General features: G+C 71.0%; 25 protein-coding genes and 1 tRNA gene. 14 read left to right on the top strand and 12 right to left on the bottom strand.

Features of this window, described 5'->3' with window-relative positions; genetic code table 11:
- Positions 1–440 precede the first annotated feature (440 nt).
- From OG272_RS18520 to OG272_RS18490, 7 genes are all read left to right on the top strand, one after another.
- Positions 441–2210 (top strand): peptidoglycan-binding protein, encoded by a 1770-nt coding sequence (locus tag OG272_RS18520; protein ID WP_405894077.1) that lies wholly within the window; start codon positions 441–443, stop codon positions 2208–2210.
- A gap of 117 nt (positions 2211–2327) precedes the next feature.
- Positions 2328–3473 (top strand): SPFH domain-containing protein, encoded by a 1146-nt coding sequence (locus OG272_RS18515; RefSeq protein ID WP_327729547.1) that lies wholly within the window; start codon positions 2328–2330, stop codon positions 3471–3473.
- A gap of 95 nt (positions 3474–3568) precedes the next feature.
- Positions 3569–4186: a lytic polysaccharide monooxygenase gene (locus tag OG272_RS18510; protein ID WP_327729548.1), complete on the top strand. Its 618-nt coding sequence runs from the start codon at positions 3569–3571 to the stop codon at positions 4184–4186.
- 118 nt (positions 4187–4304) lie between these two features.
- On the top strand, positions 4305–4772 hold the full coding sequence (locus OG272_RS18505; protein ID WP_326582537.1) for a DUF3592 domain-containing protein: 468 nt from the start codon (positions 4305–4307) through the stop codon (positions 4770–4772).
- A 40-nt stretch (positions 4773–4812) separates the two neighbouring features.
- Entirely contained in the window at positions 4813–6459 is a 1647-nt protein-coding gene (locus OG272_RS18500) for a long-chain-fatty-acid--CoA ligase (protein ID WP_405894075.1), read from the top strand.
- Positions 6460–6530: 71 nt separating this feature from the next.
- A complete protein-coding gene (locus tag OG272_RS18495; protein ID WP_405894074.1) occupies positions 6531–7772 on the top strand; it encodes a sensor domain-containing protein in 1242 nt (413 codons plus the stop codon).
- A complete protein-coding gene (locus OG272_RS18490; RefSeq protein WP_328223174.1) occupies positions 7757–8410 on the top strand; it encodes a response regulator transcription factor in 654 nt (217 codons plus the stop codon). Before OG272_RS18495 ends, OG272_RS18490 begins: the two co-directional genes overlap by 16 nt.
- Before the next feature lie 122 nt (positions 8411–8532).
- Here the strand turns inward: OG272_RS18490 and OG272_RS18485 are convergent.
- From OG272_RS18485 to ehuB, 6 genes are all read right to left on the bottom strand, one after another.
- A tRNA-Lys gene (locus OG272_RS18485) sits at positions 8533–8606 on the bottom strand.
- A 114-nt stretch (positions 8607–8720) separates the two neighbouring features.
- Positions 8721–9479, bottom strand: coding sequence for an IclR family transcriptional regulator C-terminal domain-containing protein (locus OG272_RS18480; RefSeq protein WP_326582541.1), 759 nt, complete (start codon positions 9477–9479; stop codon positions 8721–8723).
- Between the two features lie 214 nt (positions 9480–9693).
- Positions 9694–10488 (bottom strand): ectoine/hydroxyectoine ABC transporter ATP-binding protein EhuA, encoded by a 795-nt coding sequence (ehuA, locus tag OG272_RS18475; protein ID WP_326585808.1) that lies wholly within the window; start codon positions 10486–10488, stop codon positions 9694–9696.
- Between the two features lie 10 nt (positions 10489–10498).
- Positions 10499–11149 (bottom strand): ectoine/hydroxyectoine ABC transporter permease subunit EhuD, encoded by a 651-nt coding sequence (ehuD, locus tag OG272_RS18470; RefSeq protein WP_327729551.1) that lies wholly within the window; start codon positions 11147–11149, stop codon positions 10499–10501.
- Positions 11149–11862 carry an ectoine/hydroxyectoine ABC transporter permease subunit EhuC gene (gene ehuC / locus OG272_RS18465; protein WP_327729552.1) on the bottom strand — a complete coding sequence of 238 codons (714 nt, stop codon included), beginning with the start codon at positions 11860–11862 and terminating at the stop codon, positions 11149–11151. Before ehuC ends, ehuD begins: the two co-directional genes overlap by 1 nt.
- Positions 11859–12782 carry an ectoine/hydroxyectoine ABC transporter substrate-binding protein EhuB gene (gene ehuB, locus OG272_RS18460; protein WP_405894071.1) on the bottom strand — a complete coding sequence of 308 codons (924 nt, stop codon included), beginning with the start codon at positions 12780–12782 and terminating at the stop codon, positions 11859–11861. Before ehuB ends, ehuC begins: the two co-directional genes overlap by 4 nt.
- A 131-nt stretch (positions 12783–12913) precedes the next feature.
- Between ehuB and OG272_RS18455 the strand changes: the two genes are divergently transcribed.
- Positions 12914–13408 (top strand): DUF3830 family protein, encoded by a 495-nt coding sequence (locus tag OG272_RS18455; RefSeq protein ID WP_326582545.1) that lies wholly within the window; start codon positions 12914–12916, stop codon positions 13406–13408.
- A 92-nt stretch (positions 13409–13500) separates the two neighbouring features.
- On the opposite strand, the gene OG272_RS18450 is transcribed toward OG272_RS18455, so the two are convergent.
- The 3 genes from OG272_RS18450 to OG272_RS18440 are packed head-to-tail and all read right to left on the bottom strand — an operon-like array spanning position 13501 to position 16312.
- Positions 13501–14175, bottom strand: a complete 675-nt coding sequence (locus OG272_RS18450) for a response regulator (protein WP_326582546.1) — start codon at positions 14173–14175, stop codon at positions 13501–13503.
- On the bottom strand, positions 14151–15272 hold the full coding sequence (locus tag OG272_RS18445) for a hypothetical protein (RefSeq protein WP_326582547.1): 1122 nt from the start codon (positions 15270–15272) through the stop codon (positions 14151–14153). The genes OG272_RS18450 and OG272_RS18445 overlap by 25 nt, the downstream gene beginning before the upstream one ends.
- Positions 15269–16312: an ATP-binding protein gene (locus OG272_RS18440; protein ID WP_327729553.1), complete on the bottom strand. Its 1044-nt coding sequence runs from the start codon at positions 16310–16312 to the stop codon at positions 15269–15271. Before OG272_RS18440 ends, OG272_RS18445 begins: the two co-directional genes overlap by 4 nt.
- A gap of 367 nt (positions 16313–16679) precedes the next feature.
- Here OG272_RS18440 and OG272_RS18435 point away from each other — a divergent pair, with 367 nt between their 5' ends.
- From OG272_RS18435 to OG272_RS18425, 3 genes are all read left to right on the top strand, one after another.
- Positions 16680–17234, top strand: coding sequence for a hypothetical protein (locus OG272_RS18435; RefSeq protein ID WP_326582549.1), 555 nt, complete (start codon positions 16680–16682; stop codon positions 17232–17234).
- Positions 17235–17344: 110 nt separating this feature from the next.
- Positions 17345–17692, top strand: a complete 348-nt coding sequence (locus OG272_RS18430) for a hypothetical protein (protein WP_405894070.1) — start codon at positions 17345–17347, stop codon at positions 17690–17692.
- On the top strand, positions 17682–18203 hold the full coding sequence (locus tag OG272_RS18425) for a hypothetical protein (RefSeq protein ID WP_327729555.1): 522 nt from the start codon (positions 17682–17684) through the stop codon (positions 18201–18203). The genes OG272_RS18430 and OG272_RS18425 overlap by 11 nt, the downstream gene beginning before the upstream one ends.
- A gap of 186 nt (positions 18204–18389) precedes the next feature.
- Here the strand turns inward: OG272_RS18425 and OG272_RS18420 are convergent, their stop codons facing one another.
- Positions 18390–19814 carry an amidase gene (locus OG272_RS18420; RefSeq protein ID WP_405896033.1) on the bottom strand — a complete coding sequence of 475 codons (1425 nt, stop codon included), beginning with the start codon at positions 19812–19814 and terminating at the stop codon, positions 18390–18392.
- A gap of 77 nt (positions 19815–19891) precedes the next feature.
- Positions 19892–20851 (bottom strand): D-2-hydroxyacid dehydrogenase, encoded by a 960-nt coding sequence (locus OG272_RS18415; protein WP_326582552.1) that lies wholly within the window; start codon positions 20849–20851, stop codon positions 19892–19894.
- Between the two features lie 231 nt (positions 20852–21082).
- On the opposite strand from OG272_RS18415, the gene OG272_RS18410 reads away from it, so the two are divergent.
- From OG272_RS18410 to OG272_RS18400, 3 genes are all read left to right on the top strand, one after another.
- Positions 21083–21892 (top strand): decarboxylase, encoded by an 810-nt coding sequence (locus OG272_RS18410; protein ID WP_326585810.1) that lies wholly within the window; start codon positions 21083–21085, stop codon positions 21890–21892.
- A complete protein-coding gene (locus tag OG272_RS18405; protein ID WP_326582553.1) occupies positions 21889–22623 on the top strand; it encodes a decarboxylase in 735 nt (244 codons plus the stop codon). Before OG272_RS18410 ends, OG272_RS18405 begins: the two co-directional genes overlap by 4 nt.
- Positions 22624–22865: 242 nt before the next feature.
- Entirely contained in the window at positions 22866–23972 is a 1107-nt protein-coding gene (locus OG272_RS18400; RefSeq protein WP_326582554.1) for an LLM class flavin-dependent oxidoreductase, read from the top strand.
- On the opposite strand, the gene OG272_RS18395 is transcribed toward OG272_RS18400, so the two are convergent.
- Positions 23963–25834, bottom strand: a complete 1872-nt coding sequence (locus OG272_RS18395) for an EAL domain-containing protein (RefSeq protein ID WP_326582555.1) — start codon at positions 25832–25834, stop codon at positions 23963–23965. The two genes, OG272_RS18400 and OG272_RS18395, sit on opposite strands and share 10 nt — an antisense overlap.
- Positions 25835–26050: the final 216 nt, after the last annotated feature.

Here is a 26050-nt window from a genome sequence, read left to right as displayed (position 1 = left end):
TGGTCAAGACCCGTGGGGAGACTTCTTCGTGGTTACGCGGCTCTGGTTCAGCGCTGATCATGCAGCCGGTGGGACCGGCCGTCAAGATCGAGCGTGAACGGAATCTATGAACGAAACTCTACCGGCGAGTCACTTACCGAAATTAGTAAACCGCTCGGTAACTACGCACCACCGAACGGACGTTGCCCGTTCTTGATGGGTCGCCACGAGGAGGGGAGCAGGTGTTCGCGAGGTGCCGAACCCCGCCGGCCCGGCGAGGGGAGGCTCTCGGGGCCGGGTGGGGCCGGGTGGGGCCGGGTGGGGCCGGGTGGGGCCGGGCAGGGCCGGGCAGGGCCGGGTACATCATTTGGACCGTCAGCATGCGACATGGGGAGACAGTTGAGAAACTGACGGGCGTGCAGAAGCGTGGAATTCTTCGGTCGGTTCGCGAGGGGAATCGCATGGGGACTCCGGTATTCGAGGAGATCGATCCGGGGGGCGAATGCGAATGCCCCGGTTGTGTCCACTGGCGGCGGGTCATGCCGCACTCGGCCCGGTACGCCCATCCGAGTCACCCGGCGGTCAGAACCGCCAGGAACGCCCTCGTCCTGGCCGCCGCCGGTGCCGCGCTCGGCGCGGGGTATGCCGTGCCGACGGTCGCAGCGGCCCACGGACCGACGCACCCCGGCGGTGTTCCCGCAGGTGGGGAGCCAGATACCCCTCAGGGGAAGAAGGCTCCGCTGCACGGTCCCGGCGGCCGGCCGGTGGACGGGGAGAAGCTGCCGAATGAGGTGCGGACGCCGCCGACTACCCGCGCCGAGATCATCGGACGGGCCGAGGCCTGGGTCGCCGCGGAGGTGCCGTACAGCATGCGCGAGTACTGGTCCGACGGTTATCGGCAGGACTGCTCGGGGTTCGTCTCGATGGCCTGGAACCTCCCCGGAAACGAATGGACGGGCAGCCTCGACAAGTTCGCGCAGCGGATTTCGAAGGACCGGCTGGAGCCCGGTGACATGTTGCTCTTCCATAATCCGAAGGACCCGAAAAAGGGCTCGCACGTCGTCATTTTCGGCGGCTGGACGGACTACGCGGAGACCCACTACATCGCCTACGAGTCGACCCGCCCGTACGCCCGCAGGCAGGCCACCCCGTACGGGTACTGGGACAACGCGACCCGCTATGTGCCGTACCGCTACAAGGGGCTGATCGCCGACGGCGAGGGTCGGCCGGACGGCGAGACGGACGCCGCCGGTGGCTCGGAGGCCCCCGCTGCCCCACCGGAGAGCACCGGCGCGAAGGGGTCCGCCGGGCCGTCGGGCGCCGACCGCTTCCCGGGCTCCGAGGCCTTCGGGCCCGGCGCGCGGAACAAGTACGTCGCCCGGCTGGGACAGATGCTGGTGCAGCGCGGCGGGGCCCGCTTCTACACCGGCGTACCGGGGCTGACCTGGTCGGACTCCGACCGCAGGGCCACCCGGGCCTTCCAGCGGGCGCAGGGCTGGTCGGGCCGTCACGCCGACGGGATTCCGGGCCCGCTGACCTGGATGTATCTGGTCACCGGGAGAGGCAGGAACATCCCGCCGGCCGGGAACGTGGGCCCGCAGGGGAAGCCCGCGGCGCCCAAGCCGCCGACGGTGCATCGTCCACCGGGGAAGGCCGGAGCGGGGGGCCCGTCGGGCGGGTCCGATACACCCGTCACCCTGGGCACACCCGTCACCCTGGGCACACCCGTCACCCTGGGCACACCCGTCACCCTGGGAGCGCACGTCACCCTGGGAGCGCACGTCGCCCCAGGTGCGCCCGGCGCGCCGAGGACGCCCGGCACCCCCGGCCTGTCCGGAGCCTCGGGGAAGCCCGCCTCGCCCCGGAAGCCGACCTTCCCGGGCGGGCCCGGTAAGCCCGCCCCTCCGGGGAGACCCGCCTTGCCTGGCGGACCCGCCTCGCCCGGCGGACCCGCGTCATCCGGGGCCTCAGGGACGCCCGCCTCGCACGGTGTCCCCGGCTATCCGGGGCGGGGCATGTTCCGGCCGGGCGCGGACAACGCGTTCGTCACCCGGCTGGGGCAGCAACTGGTCAGGAAGGGGTTCGGCAAGTACTACACCTCGGGTCCGGGGCCGTGCTGGGGCGAGTCGGACCGGCGGAACGTGGAGCTGTTCCAGCGGGCCCAGGGGTGGCGCGGCGGCGCGGCGGACGGCTATCCGGGCCCGGAGACCTGGCGGCGACTGTTCTCCTGACGCCCGCACCCGCCCTCCAGGACCCGCACCCGCCCTCCAGGACCCAGACCCACCACCCACTCGAACGCTCTCACCACGCTTCTTCCTGCGCGGAGGCACGGAGGCACGGAGGCACGTATGAGTACGACCACCTCACACACACCGGAGCCCGAAGGGGCCGCGCGGCCCGCCCGGCTCATCCAGAACGAGACGACCACCGAGATCCCCGTCCATCTGCTGTTCCGGGACGACCCCGCCCCGGTGGCCGTACCGGTCACCCCCGCCGTCGTGGGCCGTCGGCGCGGCACCGGCGAGCAGCCGCGCGTGCGGCAGGGGCCCGCGTCCGTGAAGCCGCGCCCCGCCGTCGAGGTCGACCCCGAGCTGGTCGAGCGGCCGGCGCGGGTGGTGCCCGGGGTGATGGGAGTGCTGGGAGGGGCGTGCGGGGTGGCCGGATGTGTCCTCACCTCGTGGTGGGCCGGGGTTTTGCCGGGCCTCGCGGTGCGGGCGCTGGGACTGCCGGGCACGTACGCGGGCGCCGGACTCGGACCGGCGCAGTGGGCCGCGTACGCCGGTGCCGGGGCGCTGACCCTGTTCGGGTTCGGCGGGCTGGCGCGGGGGCGGACCGGACGGGCCTGGGTGCTCGGACTGTTCGGGCGGTACCGGGGGACCGTCCGCCGTACCGGCCTGCTCTGGGTGAACCCGCTCGTGCTGCGCCGCCGGGTCGACGTCCGGCTGCGGCACTGGCGGAGCGAGCCGATGGCGGCCGTCGACGCGAACGGGATGGCGCTGCGGGTCGTCGTCCTCGTGGCGTGGCGGGTCAGGGACACCGCGCGGGCGTTGCTCGGGATCGAGGACCACGAGCGGTATCTGCGCGAGTGCGTGGAGGCGGCGATCTCCCGGGTGCTCTCGCGGATGCCGGCCGATGTGCCGCCGGGCGCGCTGGTCAGGGACGCGACGCTGCGGAACACGGAGGCGGTGGGCGAGGCGCTGACCCGGCTGGTCGTGGCGGACACGGCACCGGCCGGGATGGAGGTGTTCTCGGTCCAGCCGACCCGGATCGAGTACGCGCCCGAGGTGGCCGCCGTGATGCAGCGCCGCCGGATCGCGGCGCTCGACGCCCAGCACCGCGACACCGTGCTCACCTCCGTCGTCGACTCGGTCGAGGACACGGTGACCCGGCTGACCCTGCGCGGCCTGGTCGAACTCGACGACTACGAGCGCAAGGCGCTGGTGAAGGACCTGACGGTGGCGTTCTATACAGGGCGGCGCGAAGTGTCGCCGTGAACCCTGGAATTGGTATGGACATGTTCAACACCCGCTCATAATCTGGGACTTGGTCTAGACCTGGAAACACCCCACGTACTCCAGGGAGCGGCAGCATGCGCAATCTCACGCGTAGCAGGACCAAGTGGTACGCGGCCGCGGTCGGCTTCGCCACCACCGGAGCGCTCGTGCTCTCCAGTGGCGGCGCCACCGGCCACGGCTACACCGACCTCCCCGTCAGCAGGCAGAAGCTCTGTCAGAACGGCACCGTCACCAACTGCGGCGACATCCAGTGGGAGCCGCAGAGCGTGGAGGGGCCGAAGGGCTTCCCGGGCTCAGGGCCGGCTGACGGCCAACTCTGCTCCGGCGGCAACAGCAGGTTCAACCAGCTCGACGCGTCCGCCCGGCCGGGCGGCGGCGCCTGGCCCACCACCAGGGTGACGGGCGGTCAGAACTACACGTTCCGCTGGCAGTTCACCGCCATGCACGCCACCACCGACTTCAAGTACTACGTCACCAGGGCGGGCTGGAACCAGAACCACGCCCTGGCCCGCTCCGACCTCAACCTGACCCCGTTCTTCACCGTCCCGTACAACGGCCAGCGCCCGCCGTCCACGCTCTCCCACACCGGTCGTCTGCCGTCCGGGCTGAGCGGCCACCATGTGATCCTCGCGGTCTGGACGATCGCCGACACCACCAACGCGTTCTACGCCTGCTCGGACGTCACCTTCTGAGCGTCGCCCCACCGGCCCCGCGAGTTCTGAGCATCACTTGAGCTGCGCGGGGCCCCCAGGCGGGTACGTTCCCCACACGCCGCCGACCAGGGCGGCGGCCGAAAACCGGGGGAACACCATGGACGCCTTCTTCTACATCATCCCCGTGGTCATGATGACCTTCATCGCCTTCATGGCGTACCGGGTGCTGAGCCGTTGGCTCCACATCAGGAGCGCCTGGAACAGCGGCCTGACGGCCGAGGGGCGCTGCCTCAAGGCGTTCACGACGGTCAGCAAGGGCATGGGCGACCACGGCAGCGTGCGCACGACGATCCACCACGTGTACGAGTTCACGACCCATGACGGCCGCGCCATCCGCTTCGAGGAGGAGGACGGCCCGATGACGACGGTCGAGGGCGACTTCGTCACCGTCCACTACACCGACGGCCCGAACGTGGTCGCCACGGCCCACGAGCCCGGCCGGGTCAAGCAGGCGGCGGCCGGCTTCGGCCTCCTGGCCTTCCTCGGGGTGGTCTTCGCGTTCTGCGTGTTCTTCATGGTCACCTACCACAACTTCTCCACGGACCCCTCGTTCCCGACGCCGTGACCCTCCTCAACTGACGACCTGTCAGTTACCGTGCGCCCACATGGAGTCCATGAGGCGCACGGTCGCACAGCTCCTCGCCGACCGGTGGGACGACCACCGGCCCGGGCTGTGGTTCGAGGAGCAGGTCCTGACCCACCACGAGGTCGCCGCCGGAGCCGCCGCCCGCGCGGCACTGCTCGCCGACCTCCTGCCACCGGCCGCCGAACCGCATATCGGCGTCCTCCTCGACAACACCCCGGAATTCCCCCTGTGGTTGAGCGCGGCGGCCCTCGCGGGCGCCGCCGTCGCCGGTATCAACCCCACCAGGCGGGGTCCCGAACTGGCCCGCGACATCCTGCACACCGAATGCCGGGTGCTGATCACGGAACGGGACCGTCTGCCGCTCCTCGATCACCTCGAACTGCCCGGCGTACGAGTGCTGGTGACGGACACTCAGGCCTACGCCGACCTCCTCGCGCCGTACGCCGACGCCGTGCCCGACCCGACCCGGGCCACCCCCGCCCACCGCCTCCTCCTCTACTTCACCTCCGGCTCCACCGGCGCCCCCAAGGCCGCGATCTGCTCCCAGGGGCGGCTCGCGGCGGCCGGCCGGGCGCTGGTGGACCGCTTCGGGGTGCGGCCGGACGACGTGCACTACATCTGCATGCCGATGTTCCACGGCAACGCGGTCATCGCCGACTGGGCCCCGGCCCTGGTGTCCGGCGCCGGCATCGCGCTGCGGCGCCGGTTCTCGGCCTCTGGGTTCCTGGACGACGTACGGGCGTACGGGGCCACGTACTTCACCTACGTCGGCCGGGCCGTGCAGTACCTCCTCGCCACCGAGCCCCGCCCCGACGACCGCGACAACCCGCTGCGCATGGGCTTCGGCACGGAGGCGGGGGCGGTGGACGCGGCGGCGTTCGAGGAACGGTTCGGGGTACGGCTCGTGGAGGGGTACGGGTCGTCCGAGGGCGGGGCGGCGATCCAGCGGACGCCCGGGGCGCCGCCGGGCGCGATCGGGCGGGCGGCACCCGGCGACGACCTCGCGGTGGTCGACCCGCAGACCCGGAAGGAGTGCCCGCCGGCCCTCCTCACCGACGACGGCCGTCTGCTCAACGGCACCGAGGCGATAGGGGAGTTGGTGAACCGAGGCCCCAACCCCTTCGAGGGGTACTGGCGCAACCCGGAGGCGGACGCCGCCCGCCGCCGCGACGGCTGGTACTGGACCGGCGACCTCTTCTACCGGGACCCCGGCGGCTTCCTCTACTTCGCCGGCCGCACCGACGACCGCCTCCGCGTCGACAGCGAGAACCTCGCCGCCGCCGTCATCGAGAACATCCTCGCCCGCTACGAGGGCGCCGAGGCCGTCGCCGTCTACGCGGTCCCCGACCCGGTCGCCGGGGACCAGGTCATGGCGACGATCGCGGGCGCCTTCGACCCGGACGGCTTCGCCGAATTCCTCGTGTCCCAGCCCGACCTGGGCACGAAGATGACCCCCCGATTCGTGCGCGTCGTCCCCTCCATGCCCGTCACCGCCACCAACAAGATCCAGCGCGCCGCCCTCCGCCGCGAGGGCTTCCGCTGCCCGGACCCGGTCTGGTGGCGCCCACCGGGGAAATGGGCCTACCGCAAGTTCTCCGCGGTGGATCAGGCGCGGCTGGTGGCGGAGTACCGGGCGCGGGGGCGGGAGGAACTCCTGACGGGGTAGGGCCGGCCCCACCCCCGGAACACCCCCTGCGCATATGGCCGTCGCCCGCGACCCCGGCCTACCGTGACCCCATGATTCGAACGGTCGTACGGGATGTGCCGCGCACGGTGGCGTACCTGCTGAGCGGTGTGCTGGTCGGCGTGGTCCTGATGGTCGTGCTCCTGGTCCTGGGCACCGTCGGCCTCGTGCTCACCCCCCTCCTCGTGGGCCTGCCGCTGCTCGCCCTGGCCGTTCTCTCCGGCGGACCCGTCGGCGCCCTGGAACGCCGGCGGCTGCTCCTCGCCGCCCCGGGCCCGGCGCTGCCCGACCCGCACGTCACCCCGGCCGAGCCTGGTCTCGCCGCCTGGGCCCGGCTGCGGCTGACCGAGCGGGCGACCTGGCGGGAGTTGGCGTACACGGGGCTCCTCGGGTTCGTGCTGTGGCCGCTGGACGCGGCCGTGCTGTTCGGGGCGTTGGGCATGCCGGGCGCGTTGATCGGGGCGCCCGCGCAGCTGGCGATGACGAGCGCTGCCAGCGGTGACGCGCGGATCGCCAAGCTCTGGCTGATCGACTCCTACGACCAGGCCCTGCTGTGCACGGCCCTCGGTGGCGCCGTCCTCCTCGCGCTGCTCACGCCGCTCGTCCTGTACGCGCGCGCCCGTGCCGCCCTGGCCCGGCTGCTGCTCGCGCCGAACGAGGCGGAGGCGGAGCGGCGGCTCGCCGAGGTGACACGGTCGCGGGCCCGGCTGGTGGCGGCCTTCGAGGCGGAGCGGCGGCGGATCGAACGCGATCTGCACGACGGAGCACAGCAACGCCTCGTGGCCCTGAGCATGACCCTGGGCCTGGCCCGGCTCGACGCCCCGCCCGAACTGGCCGAGCGGCTCGCCGCCGCCCACCGGGAGGCCGACCGGGTCCTGGGCGAACTGCGGGAGTTGATCCACGGCGTCCATCCCCAGGTCCTCGCCGACTACGGCCTGCCGGACGCCCTCGCCGACGCGGCCGACCGGTCCGCCGTACCCGTGGAACTGGACGTCGACCTCCCGCGGTTCGCCGAGTCCGTGGAGTCCGCCGCGTACTTCGCGGTCCGGGAGGCGCTCGCCAACATCGGCAGGCACAGCGGGGCGGAGCGGGCCTGGGTCGGCGGGCGGTACACGGGCGGGCGGCTGCGGGTGGAGGTGCGGGACGACGGGACGGGCGGCGCCGACCCCGCGCGGGGCACGGGCCTCACCGGACTCGCCGACCGGCTCGCAGTGCTCGATGGGACACTGTCCGTCCACAGCCCGGCCGGCGGCCCGACCGTCCTGTCCCTGGAGATCCCGTGCCCGCAGCGCTGAAGATCGTGCTCGCCGAGGACAGCGTGCTGCTGCGGGAAGGGCTCGTGGGCGTCCTGACCCGGTTCGGGCACGAGGTCGTCGCGGCGGTCGGCGACGCGGAGTCGCTGACCTCGGCCGTGGAGTCCTGCGCCCCCGACCTCGTCGTCACCGACGTACGCATGCCGCCCGGCCTCACCGACGAGGGGCTGCGCGCGGCCCTCGACCTACGCGCCGCGAACCCTTCGCTGCCGGTCCTCGTCCTCAGCCAGTACGTCCAACGGGCCTACGCCGCCGAACTGTTGGACACAGGCGACGGCACCGGCGTCGGCTATCTCCTCAAGGACCGCATCGGCCAGGTCGAACAGTTCGCTCAGGCGGTGGAGCGGGTCGCGGCCGGGGGCACGGTCGTCGACCCCGAGGTCGTACGGCAGCTGCTGCGGCGCCGGCGTGATCCACTGGCGGCGCTCACCCCGCGCGAGCGCGAGGTGCTCGCGCTGGTCGCCGAGGGGAAGTCGAACGGGGCGATCGCCCGCGCGCTGGTCGTCACCGAGGCCGCCGTCGGCAAGCACATCGGCAACATCCTGGGAAAGCTGGACCTGCCACCGGCGCAGGACACGCATCGCCGGGTGCTGGCCGTGCTGGCTTACCTGCGGGGCTGAGGTCCACACGGCGGCGGGGGTGTGGGTGGCGGAGCCCCCACAACGCGCGGCGGAGCCGCGCAAGAACGACGATGGCGAGGCATGTTCGCGTTGTTTGCGAACATGCCTCGCCATCGTCATCGTGCGCCGCCAGGGACTCGAACCCCGGACCCGCTGATTAAGAGTCAGCTGCTCTAACCAACTGAGCTAGCGGCGCAGACTCTGTCGCTCTTCCGCTTTCGCGGCTGGCGACAGAGAAAATACTACCTGGTCCGCGGGGGTGCCTTCGACCGCTTAAACGTGAGCTGGATCTCCGTGGGACGCCCGGTGTCTAGATCGCCAGGGAGAGCAGCACAGGCGCCGCTCCCCGATTCAACGTGTTCGCCGCCGCGCGCAACCGGTGGGCGTGCTCCAGCGGAAGGGACAGTGCGAGGCAGCCGACGGCGGAGCCCGCGGTGAGGGGGACGGCCGCGCAGACCGTGCCCGGCGCGTACTCCTGGAGGTCGAGGACGGGGACCGTGGGTGTCTGGGCGTCGAGTTTGCTCAGCAGCACCTTCTCGTTGGTGATCGTGCGGGCCGTGAGCCGGGCCGGGCGGTGTCGCGAGAGGTGGTCCCGCCGGCCGTTGAGGTCGAGCTGGCCCAGCAGGCCCTTGCCGAACGCGGTGGCGTGGGCGGAGGAACGGAAGTCCACCCACTCGTGGACCGCGGGTGTGGCCGGGCTGTCGGCCCAGCCGGTGACCTGGATCTCGCCGTCCAGGTAACGGGTGACGTAGACGGCGGCGCCCACCGAGTCGCGCAGCCGGTCGAGGGTGTGCTGAAGCTGCTCGCGCAGGGCCTGCTCATGACCCTGGGCGGAGCCCAGCCGGGCGAGTGCGACACCGGTGACGTAGGCGCCGTCGGTGGTCTGCTCCACATACCCCTCGCGACGCAGCATCCGCAGGAGCGCGGTCAACCGCTCACTGTCGACGCCGGTGCGACGGGCGATCTCGGCGTCGGTGACGCCACCTGCGTGCCGCGCCACCGTCTCCAGGACGCGCAGTGCGTCCTGGGCCGAGTGGTACGGCGCGGTCGGCTCGTGCTTGAGCGCCACGGTTTCCCCCTGCGCTTCTCGGGCCGTTTTTCGGACAGCTTGCCGTGTCCCACGATACGGCCCAAGCGTCGTAGGTGGAGGGGTTGTTCGCGAGAAAATCCCCGTGCCTCCGGGCCTCCCAACTGCCGGACCAGCACTCTGGCATATGCCAAAGGCATGGCCCGGCGGATGGACCTCGGATGTTCCCACGCGTTCAGCCGTTCACCCGGCGTAGTCAGATGACCGCACCGAGGAACTCGCGCGTGCGTTCGTGCGAAGGATCGCCGAAGATCTTCTCGGGGCTGCCCGACTCGATCACCTGGCCAGAATCGAACATCAGAACTTGGTCCGAGATGTCCCGGGCGAAGTTCATCTCGTGGGTCACGCAGAGCATCGTGATGTCGGTGGTGCGGGCGATGTCCCTGAGCAGGTCGAGCACGCCCGCGACCAGCTCGGGGTCGAGCGCGGACGTCACCTCGTCGAGGAGCAGCACCTGCGGGCGCATCGCCAGCGCCCGGGCGATGGCCACCCGCTGCTGCTGCCCGCCGGAGAGCTGGGACGGGTAGGCGTCGCACTTGTCGGCGAGCCCCACCATGTCGAGCAGCTCGCGGGCGCGCGCCTCGGCCTCGTCCTTGGAGAGCCCGAGGACGGTGACGGGCGCCTCGGTGATGTTCCGCAGCACCTTCATGTTCGGGAAGAGGTTGAACTGCTGGAACACCATCCCGATGTTCTTGCGGACCTCACGGCACTGCTTGTCGCTCGCCGGGAACAGCTGCTGCCCGCCGACGGTGATCTTCCCCTCGTCGGGCTTGGCCAGGGTCATCAGCAGCCGCAGGATCGTCGTCTTGCCGGAGCCGGACGGGCCGATCAGCGTGACGTGCTTGCCGGCGTCGACCGAGAAGTCGAGCCGGTCCAGGACGGTGTTGCTGCCGAATCGTTTGGTCACGTTCTCGAAGCGGATCAGCTCGGCGCTGTCCACGGGACGGTCCACGGGCGCGCCGGAACCGGACTCGGCGTCGGGTTGCTTCATCAGCGGGGTGTCAGCGGACAAGACGTCGCTCCAGGGTTCGCAGAAGGAGGGAGGCCAGATAGGAGACGAGGATGAAGGCCACCCCGATGACGGTCAGGGGCTCGGTGAAACGGAAGGTCTCCTGGGCGTAGAGCCGTGCCTCGCTCAGCATCTCCGGGACCGTGATCACCATCAGGATCGGTGTGTCCTTGAGCATCGAGATCACGTAGTTGCCCAGCGCGGGCACCACCCGGCGGACCGCCTGCGGCAGGATCACCACCGTCCAGGTGCGCCGCACCGGCAGGTTCAACGCGGTGGCCGCCTCCCACTGGCCCACGGGCACCGCCTCGATGCCGGCGCGGTAGACCTGCATCGTGTACGTCGAGTAGTGCAGCCCGATCGCGAAGACGCCCGTGGTCAGCGCCGAGAAGGTCAGCCCCCAGGCCGGCAGCACATAGAAGAGGAAGAACAGCTGGACGAGCAGGGGGGTGTTCCGGACGAACTCCGTGGCGACCCCCACCGGCCAGCTCACCCAGCGGGTCGGCGTCCGCACGAGCAGCGCCCACACCAGTCCGAGTGCGAAGGAGACGACCGAACCCAGGGCCAGCGCCTGCAGGGTGACCAGCAGGCCCTTCCGGAAGTGCGGCAGGAAGTCGACGACCGCGTTCCAGTCCCAGTTCATCACGCACCACCTCCGGCGCTCGCGCCCTCGGCGACCCGCACGGGCGCCACGGTCGCCTTCACCGGGGCCTTGCCGATCCCGGCCTTCAGCCGCCGCTCCAGCAGCCGCATGCCCCGGGTGAGCAGGAAGGCGATCACGAAGTAGATGAGCAGGAGATAGGTGTAGATCTCCACGCTCTCCTGCAGCGCCAGCCGTACCAGGCTGCCGCTGAACGCCAGGTCACCCATGCCGATGATCGACACCAGCGCCGTGCCCTTGAGCAGTTCGACCACCAGGTTGGCGAAGGGCGGGATCATCTCCGGGACCGCCTGCGGCAGCAGGATCAGCCGCATCCGCTGCCACGGGGTGAAGCTCAGCGCGATACCGCCCTCGCGCTGCGCCGGATCCACGGCGGTCAGGGCACCGCGCACGATCTCGGCCCCGTACGCCCCGTACGTCAGCCCGAGGGCGAGGACGCCCGCCCACATCGGGACCAGCTGCCAGCCGAAGGCCAGCGGCAGCACGAAGTACACCCAGAAGATCATGATCAGCGCGGAGGTGCCGCGGAACACCTCGGTGTACAGGCCCGCGACGAAGCGGACGATCCACCGCCGGTGGGTGCGCGCGACCCCCACCACGAAGGAGACGACCGTGGCCAGCAGCGCGCCGAGGACCAGCAGTTGGAGGGTGACCCAGACGCCGCGCAGGACGAGTTCCCAGAGTCCCTGTGTCATGCCCGACAGAGCTCCTTCGTGGTCAGGTCGGTCATCTCGACCTTGGTGAAGCCGAAGGGCCGCAGGACGCGCAGCAGTTCGCCGCTCTCCTTCATCTTCCGCAGCTCGACGTTGAAGGCGTCCCGCAGCCGCGTCTCGGCCGGCCGGAACGCGAAGCCCGCCCCGTCCACCCGCGGCTGGCCGTCGACGAGCGCGGCGAACGGCTTGGTCGCCTCCGTCGTGCGGGACTTCTTGACCACCTCGCGGGTGGTCAGCGACGTCCCCGCGAACACGTCGACCCGCCCCGCCTCCACGGCGTTCAGCCCGGCCACCTGGTCGGGCACGATGACGATGTCGCTCTCCGCGTACCCGGCCTCGACGGCGTGCGCGATCTGCGCGTACCCCGAGCCCGTGGCGAACCGGGCCTTGGCGCGGATCACGTCCGCGTAGTCGTTCAGACCCTTCGGGTTGCCTTTCTTCACCACGAACGCGTCCAGCATCTCGTGGTCGGGCTCGGAGAAGATGACCTCCGCACAGCGCTCGGGGTTGATGTACATCCCGGCGGAGACGACATCGAACTGCTGGGAGTTCAGCCCGGGTATGAGCGAGCCGAACTCGGTGGGAACGGGCTGCACCCGCCCCACGCCCAGCCGTTTGAAGACGACCCTGGCCACTTCGGGCCCCTCGCCGGTCAGTTCGCCGTCCGTGTCGATGTAGCCGAAGGGGATCTCTCCCGCGATACCGAGCCGTACGACGCCCTGCGCCCGCAGCCGGTCCAGCAGCTCACCCCCCTCCGTGCCGGAGGCGGTGGCCACCCGGCTGCACCCGGCGGCGCCCAGCGCGCCCGCCGTGGCGAGCGCGGAGGCGCCGACGAGCAGGGCCCGGCGGCTGGGGTCGCGTGTCTTCCCGGTTCTCCCGGAGGTCTCTGTTGCTGGAGCCATGGCCGCGCGGCTACCCGACCCGATGCGATGTATTCACGCCACTGCCGTGGCCTTCACGCCCCCTGCACACACGCGGCCGGAACCGGCCGGACCCAGGAGGCGCCCTTGACCCCGGCTGCACCATGGAAGACATGACCGACCGCTACCTAGAGATCTCCCTGCTCAAGCGCCAGGTCGTGTGCCGGGCGAAACTCCTCGACGACCGCGCGCCGCTCACCTGCGCCGCCGTCTGGGACGCCCTGCCCCTGGCCGGCGACGTCTACCACGCCAAATACGCCCGCAACGAGATCTACGCCCTCTTCCCGCCCTTCGCCCCCCACGAGCCACCCCTCGAAAACCCCACGGTCACCCCCATCCCCGGCGACCTCTGCTACTTCTCCTTCGCCGGCACGGAACTGGCCACGAACGCGTACGGCTACGACGCCGAGGTCCGCCCCGGTACGACCCTCGTCGACCTGGCCCTCTTCTACGAACGCAACAACCTGCTGCTGAACGGCGACGTGGGGTGGGTGCCGGGGATCGTATGGGGCCAGGTGGTCGAGGGCCTGGACGAGATGGCGGAGGCGTGCAACGACCTCTGGCGGACGGGGGCGTCGGGGGAGACCCTGCGGTTCTGCCGGGCGTGACTTCGTGGGTTGTGCGAGACACGACTGCTCGGGGGCGGGTGCCCGTTGGGCGACAGGCGCGCTATTCAGAAGGACCTGCTGTTCTTACGTGGTCAACCCACGCCGACCGCCGCTGACCCGTAGCCCGTGATGTCGTCGGGCTTCACCAAGCCGTCCTCGATCGCCCGGGCCAGCATGTCCGCCTTCGTCGGTGCGGACCTGCCGACCTGCGCGTACTTGACTCGCGCCCGACGGATGTAGACGTCGACAGTGTGAACCGATACACCCATGCGCCGGGCGACCGAAGCCTTCGACATGGACTGGAACCACCACAGCAGCGCGGTACGTTCCTGCGAGGACAGCTTGGGCCTGTTCGCGCCGCGATCACCGACGAGGACGCCCGCAGCCGTCGGCGTGACGTACGGCCTGTCGCCCGCCGCCGCCAACACCGTGTTCACCAGGTGCGCCCGCCCCTCGTTCTTCGCGACGAACTCGCATGCGCCGGCCTCCAGCGATTCGAGCACCACCCGCTGCTCGGTGAACTGCGAGAAGGCGATGACCCGTTGACCCGCCGCGGCCAGCGTGGCGATATCGCCGATCACGAGTCTGCCGTGCAGATTCAGATCGAGAATGAGGACATCCGCGACGCCGGGCTCCACATCCGAGGTCTCGCCGGTGTACCCCACCGAGATCCGCGGTTCCTCGGACAGCCAGGTCTGGATGCCTTCGATGACGACAGGGTGATCGTCGATGATGGCGACGGTCAGGGGGCCGGTCGTACGGGCCATCGGGTTTCCCACCACAACTGGTCCTCCTCCTGGTCGTATGTGGAGGATACGGTGAGAGGGCCCGGCGGTTCCACGAGCGTTTCCGGCGGGGCGTCGGCCACCACGCTCACCACAACCTCCTCGGGCGACGTCACCACGGTCACCCGCGCTCGGGTGGCGGCGGCGGCCAGGACCAGCAGGGCCCCGTCCGCCAGTTCTCGGCGGACGGATGCCGGCAGCTCGGGCAGGTCGCCGTAGCTCAGCAGGGCCACGCGTACGCCGCGCCGCTCGGCGACATCGGCACAGGCCCGCAGTTCGTGCAGGAGCGGGTGCGGGGTGTCGTCCGTCTCCACGAACAGCCTCCGCAGGCGTGCCGCCTCCACGGCGGCGCGCTGGCGTACGACGGGGTCCCCCGGGTCCAGTTGACGTTCCGCCAGACCACGCAGCAGCGGTTCCACTCTGATGCGCAGGTACTCGTAGCGGCGCCGGCGCTCGGCGTGCACGGCCTCGTCGGCGGTGGCACGGGCGAGGTGCTCCGCCTGCCCCGCAGCGATCTCGGTGGCTTCCCTCGCACCGTCGTTGAGCTGCCGTACCAGGTACGTGAAGGTCAACTGGATACCGGCGGTGACGTAAACCGCGGCCAGCAGACGGGAGACGGTGACGTGGTCGAGCGCGCCGTCGGCTGCCAGGAAGCCCACCGTGACAGCGGTGTTGGCGCCGAGCAGGGTGATCAGCTCCCACAGCGGACGCTGCATCAGAAGCAGCATGCCGAACCAGCCCACGGTGTTCCACGCCCAGCTCACGTCGCTGATCGCGCCGCCCGGCGGGTACGCGGCGGCGGCGACGATGCCGGCGACCAGCGCCGCCCCCGCAAGCATCCGCGCGGTGTGCCCGCTGAGCGCGGAACGCAGCAGCAGGACGGAACCGGCCGTCTGGATGACCGTGAGGGCCAGCCAGGCGCCCGCGGCGGCGGCCTGCGGCTCGTACTCCGGCCAGCCCCTGAGCACCCGCAGGGTGTCCAGACCCAGGTGCCAGACGCCGACGATCGCCACCAGCCCGATATCGACAACCTTGGCAAAGCGGGTGGCGACCACACCCTCGACGACGTCGGCGGTCACGGTTCCCACCTCAGCACGACCTGGGTGCCGGCGCCGGGGGACGATGCCGCCCGGGCGCTGCCGCCCACAGCACGCATCCGGCCGTGGACCGATTCCCGCAGGCCGCGCCGGTGGGAGGGAACAGCCGCAGGGTCGAACCCGCGTCCGCTGTCGCAGACTTCGACGGCGACGCCCTCCCCGACGCGCCTGGCCGTGACCCGGGCAGCACGGGTGTTCGCGTGCCGGGCCACGTTGGCCAGGGCCTCGGCGACCCCTAGCGAGACGGCTTCCACGACCTCGTGGGGCAGGTCCAGCGGCGGCACGTCGAACTCGATTTCCAGTGGCGGGAGGCCGACGCGGTGCGTCAGTACGACGGTGCGCAGCGCGACATCCAGCGGTGCGGGAGCCCGCGCCACATCACGTGCCACGCCGGGATGCGCCCGCAGGTCCGCAATGATGGCCAGGTCGGCCGCGGCCCGTTCCGGCAGCGCGGCAGAGTCACGGGTGATGCTGCCGGTGCCCACCATGGTGAGCGTGGCGAGCACGGTGTCGTGCAACAGCCGCTGCTGGTCGAGTTCGTCGGTGCGGGCGGCGGACCGGGCCCGCGCCGACGCGCGCGCCGACGCCTCCTCGGACAGCGCGAGGTCCGCCCTGCGCGCTCCATGTCGCAGCAGGACCACGACAGCGGCGGCGAGCAGCCCCTGGAGCACCAGGACGACGGAGGCGTCTCGTACGCCGGCGCCCATCGCGTGAGCCGCCGCGATGGCGATCGCGGCGCCTATCGCCAGGGGTTGCCGCAGCATGAACTGTGCGATGAAGACGCCGGTGCGGGCGACCATGTCGATCCATCCGGAGCCCGCACTCGCTCCCAGGACCTCGGCTGGGACAAGGCTGCCCTGCGCCAGGCAGAGCACGAGAACGACGGCGACATCACCGGCGTAGAGCCAGGGACGAGGTTCCGGCCTGAGCGTCAGAACGGTGAACAGACCGCTCCACACAAGCAGTCCGACGACCGCGACGGCCACCCAGACCGAGCGGGCGGGCGGTGCGAAGCCGACCACGGCGACCAGAGTCGCTCCGACGGCACTGACTGATCTCAGGACAGCGGACAGACGTGCGGACCTACGCAGAAGCTGAAGTTGGGCGGGCCCCTGCGTCAGCACGCCTCCTCCACAAAGGAATTCACGTCTCCACCACGAAAAGCAAGGAATCCGACCACATTCTTCACAGTGTTTCCCCCGTATGCCGATGAGGCCCGCCTCCCCACCTGGATCCTTCCCAACTTAGATCAACACGCGGTCAGCGCACCGGTGTTGTCACGTGTTTGCGTGACATGCCCTTCTGCGGCCCGCCCCGTAATCTTCGATCCGGGCCGCCCGAAGGGGGAATTCGGGCAGTCCGTTCCAAAAAACGGAAGGTGGAGCTGAATTGACCAGAATCGGAAGAGGGCGCGCGAAGTCGACCGCGGCCGCCGGGGCTCTTCTGGCCGGCCTCCTCGGCGGTGTTCTCGCCGCGCCGTCCACGGCGGCGGCAGCCGGCTCGGGGGACGCGGGGACGCTTGGCAGGTGCGACAGGGTATGGGTGAAGAACGTCTACGGCTACAAGTCCAAGTTCTTCGGCAGGGGCCCTGTCTACTCGGACGGGCCCGGCGGAAAGATGACCCTCACGAAGATCAAAGCAGGGGAGATGGGTACGTCGATCACCGGCACGCTCGGGGTGAGTGTCAAGGCCGCTGTCGCCGAAGCGAAGGCGGAGGTCAGCACGGGCGTCCAAGTCAAGGCTACGTGGACTGCCAGCCACTCCTACGAGCGCGAGATCAGGAGGGGCAAGTACGGCAACGTGCAGTACGGGGTGAAGGGGCACACCGCCAAGGTGGAGAAGTACCTCACGCTCCCTGACTGCAGCAAGTCGCAACGGAAGACCGCGACCGTGGAGCTGGCGAACAAGAGGCAGGGATTCCGGTACTGGGAGACCAACTCCTGATGCGGCGGACTGTGGCGCTTTTGGCGGCCGCAGCCTTCGTCTCCGCGGTCGCGGCCTGCACCGGGGGCGGGGAAACCCGGGGTTCCCAAACAGGTACCCCATCGCCCACGGTGTCCAAGGCGCCACCGGCGCTGTCCGCGCCCGAACTGGAGATGGGGTTCACTGAGGTCTTGTCCCAAGGGGCGACGCGTGGCAGTGACGTATTCAGCCCAGTTCCGCTGCCAAAGGGCGTCACATTGATTGCGCTCGATTGCGTGGCTGATTCCGGATCGCCGATGGTCGACGTCGTCGTCGAAACCGTAGCGACCTTCTCGACCGACTGTAAGAGCGGTGAGGTCAGCTACTACGCACACGAACTCAACCTCTCCACGAAACGCGAGGGGCAAGTCTCGATCGAGGCGCCGGACACTGTGCGGTGGACGATGAGCGTCCAGGTGTCCAAGCCCGATGGCACGTAAGAAGAACCAGAGATCTTCCACTGGCACATCAGAAGGGGTTTTCATGAGGCTCAGGCGTGTGGGCCGGTTCGGCACCACCGGCACGTTGGTCGCCGGGGCGCTTGGCGCGTCGATCGTCTTCACCCCGTCGTCGGCATCCGCGGAAAGCGCATGGGAGTGCTATGGCACCCAAGTCAAGCGCTGCGCCGCCGTCTGGTGGGACGAGACCGCCGACACCTACCGAGCGCGGGCGAAGATCACCGACGTCGCCGGTGGCGGCAGCTACCAGGTCAAGGTCACCAACGTGAAGCTTCAGCGCTTCAGCATTGACAGCGGCTGGGTGACGCTGCGCACCGCGAAGGACGGCGACGGCTGGCATGGCACCGAGGACTTTGCCGGCACCAGCTCCGTCAACCCGTGTAACTGGCCACGGCAGAGTTTCGGCGTGGTGGCGACTTTCAGTTGGAAGGGCGCAGGCTCCGGTGAGAGGACCTGGCGTCCCAACAATTCATGGGGCCTTGTCTGCGACTGACCCGCCGAACGCGTCCGTCCCCCACTGACCGGTGCGGGGCGGACGCGTTTCCCTCAGCGCATGCGCCGAGCGCCCCGCGACCACCCGATCGGCACTACTACCGTTCGACGCGTATCCCTCAAGATCGGAAAGACAACAACTGCTTACGACGCGAGGAGAACCCGCCCGCGGGGCAGCCCGACCCGATCACATGCGGGCCGGAGCCACCCCCGCCTCGTACAACGCATGCGCCACCCGCAGCACCAGGTCGTCCCGGTGCCGGGCCGCGACCACCTGAAGCCCCACCGGCAGCCCGTCCCCGTCCAGGCCCACGGGAACACTCGCCGCCGGCTGCTGCGTCAGGTTGAAGGGATACGTGAACGGCGTCCAGCCGGTCCAGCGCCGATGCCCGGAGCCACGCGGCACCTCGACCCCCGCCTCGAAGGCCGTCACCGGCAACGCGGGCGTGACCAGAACGTCGTACCGCTCATGGAACGCGCCCATCCGCCGCCCGAGATCCATCCGCACATCCACCGCGGCCAGATAGTCGAGCGCGGAGAGCCGCACCCCGAGCTCCCGGATCTCCCGCAACCCGGGGTCCAGCACCTCCGCCTGACGCGGCCCGAGCCGCTGCGTCACCCGGGCCGCCCCGCTGAACCACAGCGTGTGGAACGCCTCGACGGGATCGGAGAAGTCGGGGTCGGCCTCGCTGACGTACGCCCCGAGTCCGGCGAGCCCCTCCACGGCCCGCCGCACCGCGAGGGCGACGCCCGGCTGTACGGCGACCTGTCCGCCCAGCGACGGCGAGTACGCGATCCGCAGCCCCCGCACCCCACCGGCGAGCGCGTCCACGAACGACCCGGGCGTGGGCCCGAGCCCCGACCAGTCCCGCGCGTCGGGCCCGGCGACGACGTCCAGCATCAGCGCGGCGTCCGCCGCGTCCCGCGTCAGCGGCCCCACATGGGCCAGCGTCCCGAAGGCGCTCGCGGGATACAGCGGCACCCGCCCGTACGTCGGCTTCAGCCCGAACACCCCGCAGAAGGCGGCCGGGATACGCACGCTGCCACCCCCGTCCGTGCCCAGCGCCAGCGGCCCGGCCCCGAGCGCGACGGCCGCCGCGGCGCCCCCGCTGGAGCCCCCGGCCGTACGCGAGAGGTCGTACGGATTCCGTGTCACCCCGCTCAGCGGCGAGTCGGTGACGCCCTTCCAGCCGAACTCGGGCGTCGTGGTCTTCCCCAGGAAGACGGCGCCCTGCTCCCGCAGCCGGGCCACGGAAGGCGCGTCCTCGTCCCAACTCCCCTCGGCCGAGATGGTCTTGGAGCCCTTCAGGGTCGGCCCGCCCCGCATCAGCAGGATGTCCTTCACCGTGACCGGCACCCCGTCCACCGCCCCGGCCGGCTCCCCGCGCCGCCAGCGCCCCTCCGACTCCCGCGCCTGCGCGAGGGCCGTCCCGGCGTCGATACGCACGAACGCGTTCACGGCAGGCTGTACCCGCTCGGCCCGTTCGAGGGCCTCGCGCGCGACGTCCACCGGGCTGAACTCGCCCTTGCGGTACCCCTCGACCAGGCGTACTGCGGACAGCGACGTCAGGTGCGTCGCGTTCGTCGCGTTCGTCGCGTTCGTCGCGTTCATCGCGTTCATCAGGTTCGTCGGGTGCGTCGGCTCCGGCAGTTCCGGCAGTTCAGGCATGCGGCCCCTTCCAGGGGAGTTCAGTGCCCGGGCACGTACCCGCGCTGCTTGTCGACCACGTTGGGCAGCGGCTTTCCCGCCTCCCACAGCTCGAACAACTCCACGAACTGGGAGCCGAGTTCGTCCCGCCACCCCACCGTGTCCCCGCTCATGTGGGGAGAGACGATCAGTCCGGGCACCTCCCACAGCGGATCGTCCGGGCCCAGCGGCTCGCGCTCGAAGACATCCAGCGCCGCCCCCGCGATCCACCGCTTCCGCAGCGCCTCGACGAGCGCGTCCTCCACCACGAGCTGCCCACGCCCCACGTTGACGAACCGCGCGGACGGCTGCATGACCCCGAACCGCCGGGCGTCGAACATGCCGGACGTGGCCTCCGTCAGCGGCGCGGCCGCGATCACCCAGTCGGCGCGGGCCAGCAGCCGGTCGAGCTCCTCGGGGCCGTGGACACCGGCCCGCGCGGTCCGGCCGACCAGGGCCGTATGGAGGCCGAGGGCCTTGAGGTGGCGCGCGATCGCCCGGCCGATCGGCCCGGACCCCACCACACAGGCCCGGCCGCCCGCCACCCGCAGCGCCTCCCGGTGCCGCCACTCCCGCCGCCCCTGCAGCTCCCAGCTGCGCGGCAGATCCTTGGCCATGGCGAGCACGAGCGCGGCGACGTACTCGGCGATCGGCGCCTCGAACACCCCGCGCGCGTTCGTCACCACGGTGTCCTCGTCGGCGGCGAGTCCGGGGCCCAGCAGATGGTCGACACCCGCACTGGCCGTGTGCACCCAGCGCGGCCGGGGCCCGTGGCCCGGCCAGGCGTCCCGCACCGCGCGCGAGGTGAAGTCCCACACCAGCAGCACATCGGCGTACGGCAGCCGCGCGGCCAGCGTCGAGGCGTCGGCGTACTCGACCGTGGCCCGTCCGGTGAGCCGCCCGAGGCGGGGACGTGGCTCGGTGTCGAGCACGAGGAGGTGCGGGCGCTGCGACGAGGTCATAGGCGTAAGACACCAATCACAAAGACAGACCACAAAAGACAGACCACAAGAGACCGACCACGAGACCGACCGCAAGAGACCAATCACAAACGGAAGCGGTTCTACCGGCCCCACGAGATGCGTGTGACATGCACTGATTGACCACGCTCGCACCCGAACCTACCTTCGTCAACACGGACTTGCGCACGGTCTGTCGTCCGCACATCTCTCTCCGTGAGGCCGGTGGCTGTCATGAACGTCTCCTTCCTCGGTGGACCCCGTCCCCAGCGCGGCGTCGGTGTCATCGCCCCGTTCGACTTCGCCCTCGACCGCGAGCTGTGGCGCTGGGTCCCGGACGACGTCTCCCTGCATCTCACCCGGACCCCGTACGTCCCGGTCGAGGTGAGCCTCGACCTGGCCCGCCTGGTCTCCGAGCACGAGACGCTCCACGAGGCGGTCCGGGCCCTGAACGAGGTCGCGCCCGAGGTCGTGGCCTACGCCTGCACCAGCGGCAGCTTCGTCGGCGGGGTGGCCGGGGAGCGCGCGATGGGCGAGGCGATGACCCGCGCGGGCGCCGCGCACGCGGTCACCACCTCCGGCGCGATGCTCGCCGCCCTGGCCGAGCTGAACGCCCGCCGTATCGCCCTGGTCACCCCGTACACCGTCTCGGTCACCCAGTCCCTGGAGGAGTACCTCGCCGAGGCGGGCATCCTGGTCACCGGCCGGTCCTCGCTCGGCCTGGTCCGGCACATCTGGAAGGTCCCGTACCACGATGTGGTCGCCATGGCCCGCCAGGCTGTCCGGGGGGCGGCGCCGGACGCCCTCTTCATCTCCTGCACCAACCTTCCCACGTACGACGTCATCCCCCAGTTGGAAGCGGAACTGCGGATGCCCGTTCTCTCGGCCAACCAGGTGACGATATGGGCGGCGCTGCGTCATCTGGGTACCCGGGCGGTGGGTCCGTACCAGGCTCTGCTCGACGAGTCGGCCAGGCAGACATTCGGTGCGGGACCTGTTCCGCCACCGCCGGTACTGCCGGAAGAACAGGAAGGTTGGGCATGACCGCACTCGGTTTCCTCTACCCGGGCCACTCCGCCGAGGACGACTATCCGCGTATAGAGCAACTGCTCGGCAGTGACATCCGGGTGGACGTGGTGCACACCGACATCGGCGAGGACGCGCACCGGGTGGACGCCCTGCGCGAGATGGGCGCCGCCGAACGGCTGGCCGCCGGCTGCGAGGCCCTCCGCCTCTCCGGCGCGGAGGCCGTCGTCTGGGCCTGCACCAGCGGCAGTTTCGTCTACGGCTACGAAGGGGCCCACGACCAGATCCGCACCCTCGCCCGCACCGCGGGCCTGCCCGCCTCCTCCACCTCCTTCGCCTTCGCCCACGCGGCCCGGGAGGTGGGCGCCACCAGGGTGGCCGTGGCGGCGACCTACCCGGACGACATCGCCCAGATGTTCGTCGACTTCCTGGCGGCGGCCGGGATCGAGGTCCTCTCCGTGCGGGGCGCCGGCATCATCACGGCGGCGGAGGTGGGCACCTGGGGCCTCGACGAAACCCTCGCCCTGGCCCGCGCGGCCGACCACCCCGAGGCCGAGGCCCTCCTCCTCCCGGACACCGCCCTCCATACCGCCTCCCACATCCCCACCCTGGAGAAGGAACTCGGCAAACCGGTCCTCACCGCCAACCAGGTCACGGTCTGGGAGGCCCTGAGGCTGGCGGACAGGAGGGTGAACGCCCCGGAGCTGGGAGCACTGTTCACGCGCGAGCCGATCGTCCAGGTGCGCTAGCCGAAAAGGCCGCACACCCCGCGCCCCTTAGGGGCGCGGGGAACTGCGCGACCAGCCACGACGCTCCCGCAGCCGACAACGAACCAACCCGCCCCCCGGGGGTCGAAGGGGCGCAGCCCCTGGAGGACGGGACGGGACGGGACGGGGCGGCGGGGGCGGGAATGACTGGCGGGAATAACCGGAGCCACCCTCCTGTTACACGGAACCGTACCCACCGCCGCACGCCCGCAGGAGGCCCCACCGTGACCACAGCCGAGATACGAGGCGAAGCCAAGGGCACCGCCCCGGTCCCCCTCTCCGTCCTCGACCTGGTCACAGTCGGCGCGGGCCGCACCGCCACAGACGCCCTCCGCACCAGCGTCACCCTCGCCCGCCAGACGGAAGACCGCGGCTATCACCGCTACTGGGTGGCCGAACACCACTCCATGCCCGGCGTCGCCTCGTCCTCCCCGGCGGTGATCCTCGCCCACCTCGCCGCCCACACCACCCGCATCCGCCTCGGCTCAGGCGGCGTGATGCTCCCCAACCACGCCCCCCTGGTCATCGCGGAGCAGTTCGGCACCCTCGAAGCCATGGCCCCCGGCCGCGTCGACCTCGGCCTCGGCCGCGCCCCCGGCACGGACGGCGCCACCGCCGCCGCCCTCCGCCGCTCCGCCCGCCTCAACGAGGGCGCCGACGACTTCCCGGAGCAGCTCGCGGAGCTGACCCGCTTCCTGGACGACGACTTCCCCGACGGCCACCCCTACCGCCGTATCCACGCGGTCCCGGGCCCGATCCAGAGCACCTCACCGGGCGGCGTCCAGTCCCCGCACCGCCCCCCGGTCTGGCTGCTCGGCTCCTCCGGCTTCAGCGCCCGTCTGGCCGGCTCCCTCGGCCTCCCCTTCGCCTTCGCCCACCACTTCTCCGCACGGAACACGATCCCGGCGCTCGACCTGTACCGCGAGTCGTTCCGCCCCTCGCCGGTCCTGGACGCCCCGTACGCGCTGATCGGCGTCTCCGCCCTCGCCGCGGACGAGGAGAAGGAAGCCCGCCGCCAGGTCCGGGCCGCCGCGCTCAACATGGTCCGCCTGCGCACCGGCCGCCCCGGCCTCGTCCCGACGCCGGAGGAGGCGGAGGCGTACGAATTCAGCGTGGTCGAACAGGACTTCATCGACTCCTGGAACGCGGACGTCGTCCACGGCACCGTCGACGAGGTCCGCACCCGCCTGGACGACCTCCAGAAGCGCACGGGCGCCGACGAACTGATGCTCACCTCCCACGCCCACAGCCCCGAGCTGCGCCTGCGCTCGTACGAGCTGATCGCGGACGCCTACGACCTGCCGGGAGCCGGGGGCGCTTCTCAGGCCTGAGGGCAGGCCGCCGCCCCCAGCAGTTCCGCGATCCGTTCCGGCGACACCGCGCGGGAGTACAGCCACCCCTGCCCGGTGTCGCAGCCGAGCCGGCGCAGCCGGGAGGCCTGCGCGTCGGTCTCCACGCCCTCCGCCGTGACGGTCAGCCCGAGCCGGTGGGCGAGCTGGACGAGGGCCTCGACGATGATCTCGTCGGCGGGGTTGGGCTGCCCGTCGTCCCCGGCGGCCCCGCTCTCCTCCTCGCTCTCGTACTGGAACCCCCGTACGAACGCCCCGTCCAGCTTCAGCACCGACACCGGCAGCCGGCTGAGGTACGCGAGGTTGGAGTAGCCCGTGCCGAAGTCGTCGATGGCGATGCGTACGCCCATGTCGCTGAGGGCCTTGAGGGCCTGGAGCGGGCGCCCGGCGGAGCCCATGAGGGCGGACTCGGTGAGCTCCAGCTGGAGCAGCTGCGGGGCGAGGCCGGTCTCCGCGAGGATCTCGGCCACGTCGGCGACCAGGTCGGAGTCCCACACCTGCCGGACCGCCACGTTCACGCTGACGAAGATCGGCGCCCGTTCGGGGTGGTCGATCTGCCAGCGGCGGGCCTGCCGACAGGCGGTGGCCAGAATCCATCGTCCGAGCTGGACGATCGAGCCGTCCTCCTCGGCCAGTGAGATGAACCGATTCGGCGTCAACAGGCCGAACTGCGGGTGATGCCAGCGCACCAGCGCCTCCACCCCGCGCACCTCGCCCTCCGCCATGCCCACCAGCGGCTGGTACTCCAGGACGAACTCGCCCCGCCCGACGGCCGCCCGCAGCGTGGACGACAGGGCCTGACGGGTCATCCGGTGGGCGTTGCGCTCCGGGTCGAACAGCGTCCAGCGGGCCTTGCCGTCGGCCTTGGCCCAGTACAGCGTCGTGTCGGCGGCCTGCATCAGCCCGGTCGCCGTCGTGCTCGCAGACTGCCGCTCGACGACCCCGATCGAGGCGGAGACGGACAGTCGCTGACCGGCCAGGTCGAAGGGCGCCTGCAGCGCCTTGAGAACCGAGTCGGCCAGGTCGGCGAGCTGCTCCGTGCCGGTCGAGTCCTCCACGAGCAGCGCGAACTCGTCGCCGCCGAGCCTGGCCACCAGCGGCGCCCCGGCCGCCGTCCCGGCCGTGCGCAGGAGGGCGGCCTCGTCGGCGCATCGGGTGAGTCGTTCGGCCACGGCCGTGAGGAGCCGGTCGCCGACGCGGTGACCGAGGGTGTCGTTGACCGCCTTGAACCCGTCCAGGTCCAGATAGACCAGGCCGATCCGGCCGGTGCCGGCCTCGTCGTAGGACTCCCGTTCGAGGGCGGAGGAGAGCTGTTCGAAGAAGAGGGTGCGGTTGGGGAGCCGGGTGACCGGGTCGTGCATCTGCAGGTGGCGGAGCCTGGCCTGAAGCTGGCGGTTGGCGCTGATGTCGGCGACCGAGAGCAGGACCGCCCGCTCCTCCTCGGGCAGCGGCGCCACCGACACCTGCACCCACAGCCAGGTCCCGTCCGGCTGTTTGAGTCGGCGCGTACAGCGCAGCCGGGACTGCCGGCCGCGCAGCACCTCGCGGTACGCGTGCCAGGTGCGGGTGTCCGAGGTGAGGTCCACCAGGTCGGCGGCGACCCGCCCGGCCAGTGGCTCGGAACCCGTCCCGAGCAGCGTCCCCATCGCCCCGTTGGCGGTGACGACCAGCCCGTCCCGGTCGACGACGGCCATGGCGAGCGGCGCGACGGAGAAGGCGGCGGGCGTCGTGGGACTGTCCCCCGGCGACTCGGACGACTGAACTGACGCATTCGCGTGACGCTCTGTGATGGCCGGCCGGACGAGGTCTGCCGCGGGCGCCGGCCCTTGGGACGTTCCGCTCACCGTTCGCTCCCGCAGTGCACTCGTTTTCGTACGGATCTTCGTGTCTCGTCGGAGCGGCCGAACCAACTACGTAGGGGCGCTCAAGCCGTGTCCGTGCAGGAAAGTGTGCCGATCATAGAGGCTGACCCCAGGGCCTTCTAGCCACTCTCCAGTCTCCCTGAACAACGACCTGATCTGACAGATCGTTTCTGCCCCGACCTGAACAGCTTCCCCGCT

It is taken from the genome of Streptomyces sp. NBC_00104 (assembly GCF_045160825.1).
Lineage (GTDB): Bacteria > Actinomycetota > Actinomycetes > Streptomycetales > Streptomycetaceae > Streptomyces.
Note: the sequence above shows the minus strand (reverse complement) of the source record. Positions and strands in the feature narration are given on the sequence as shown.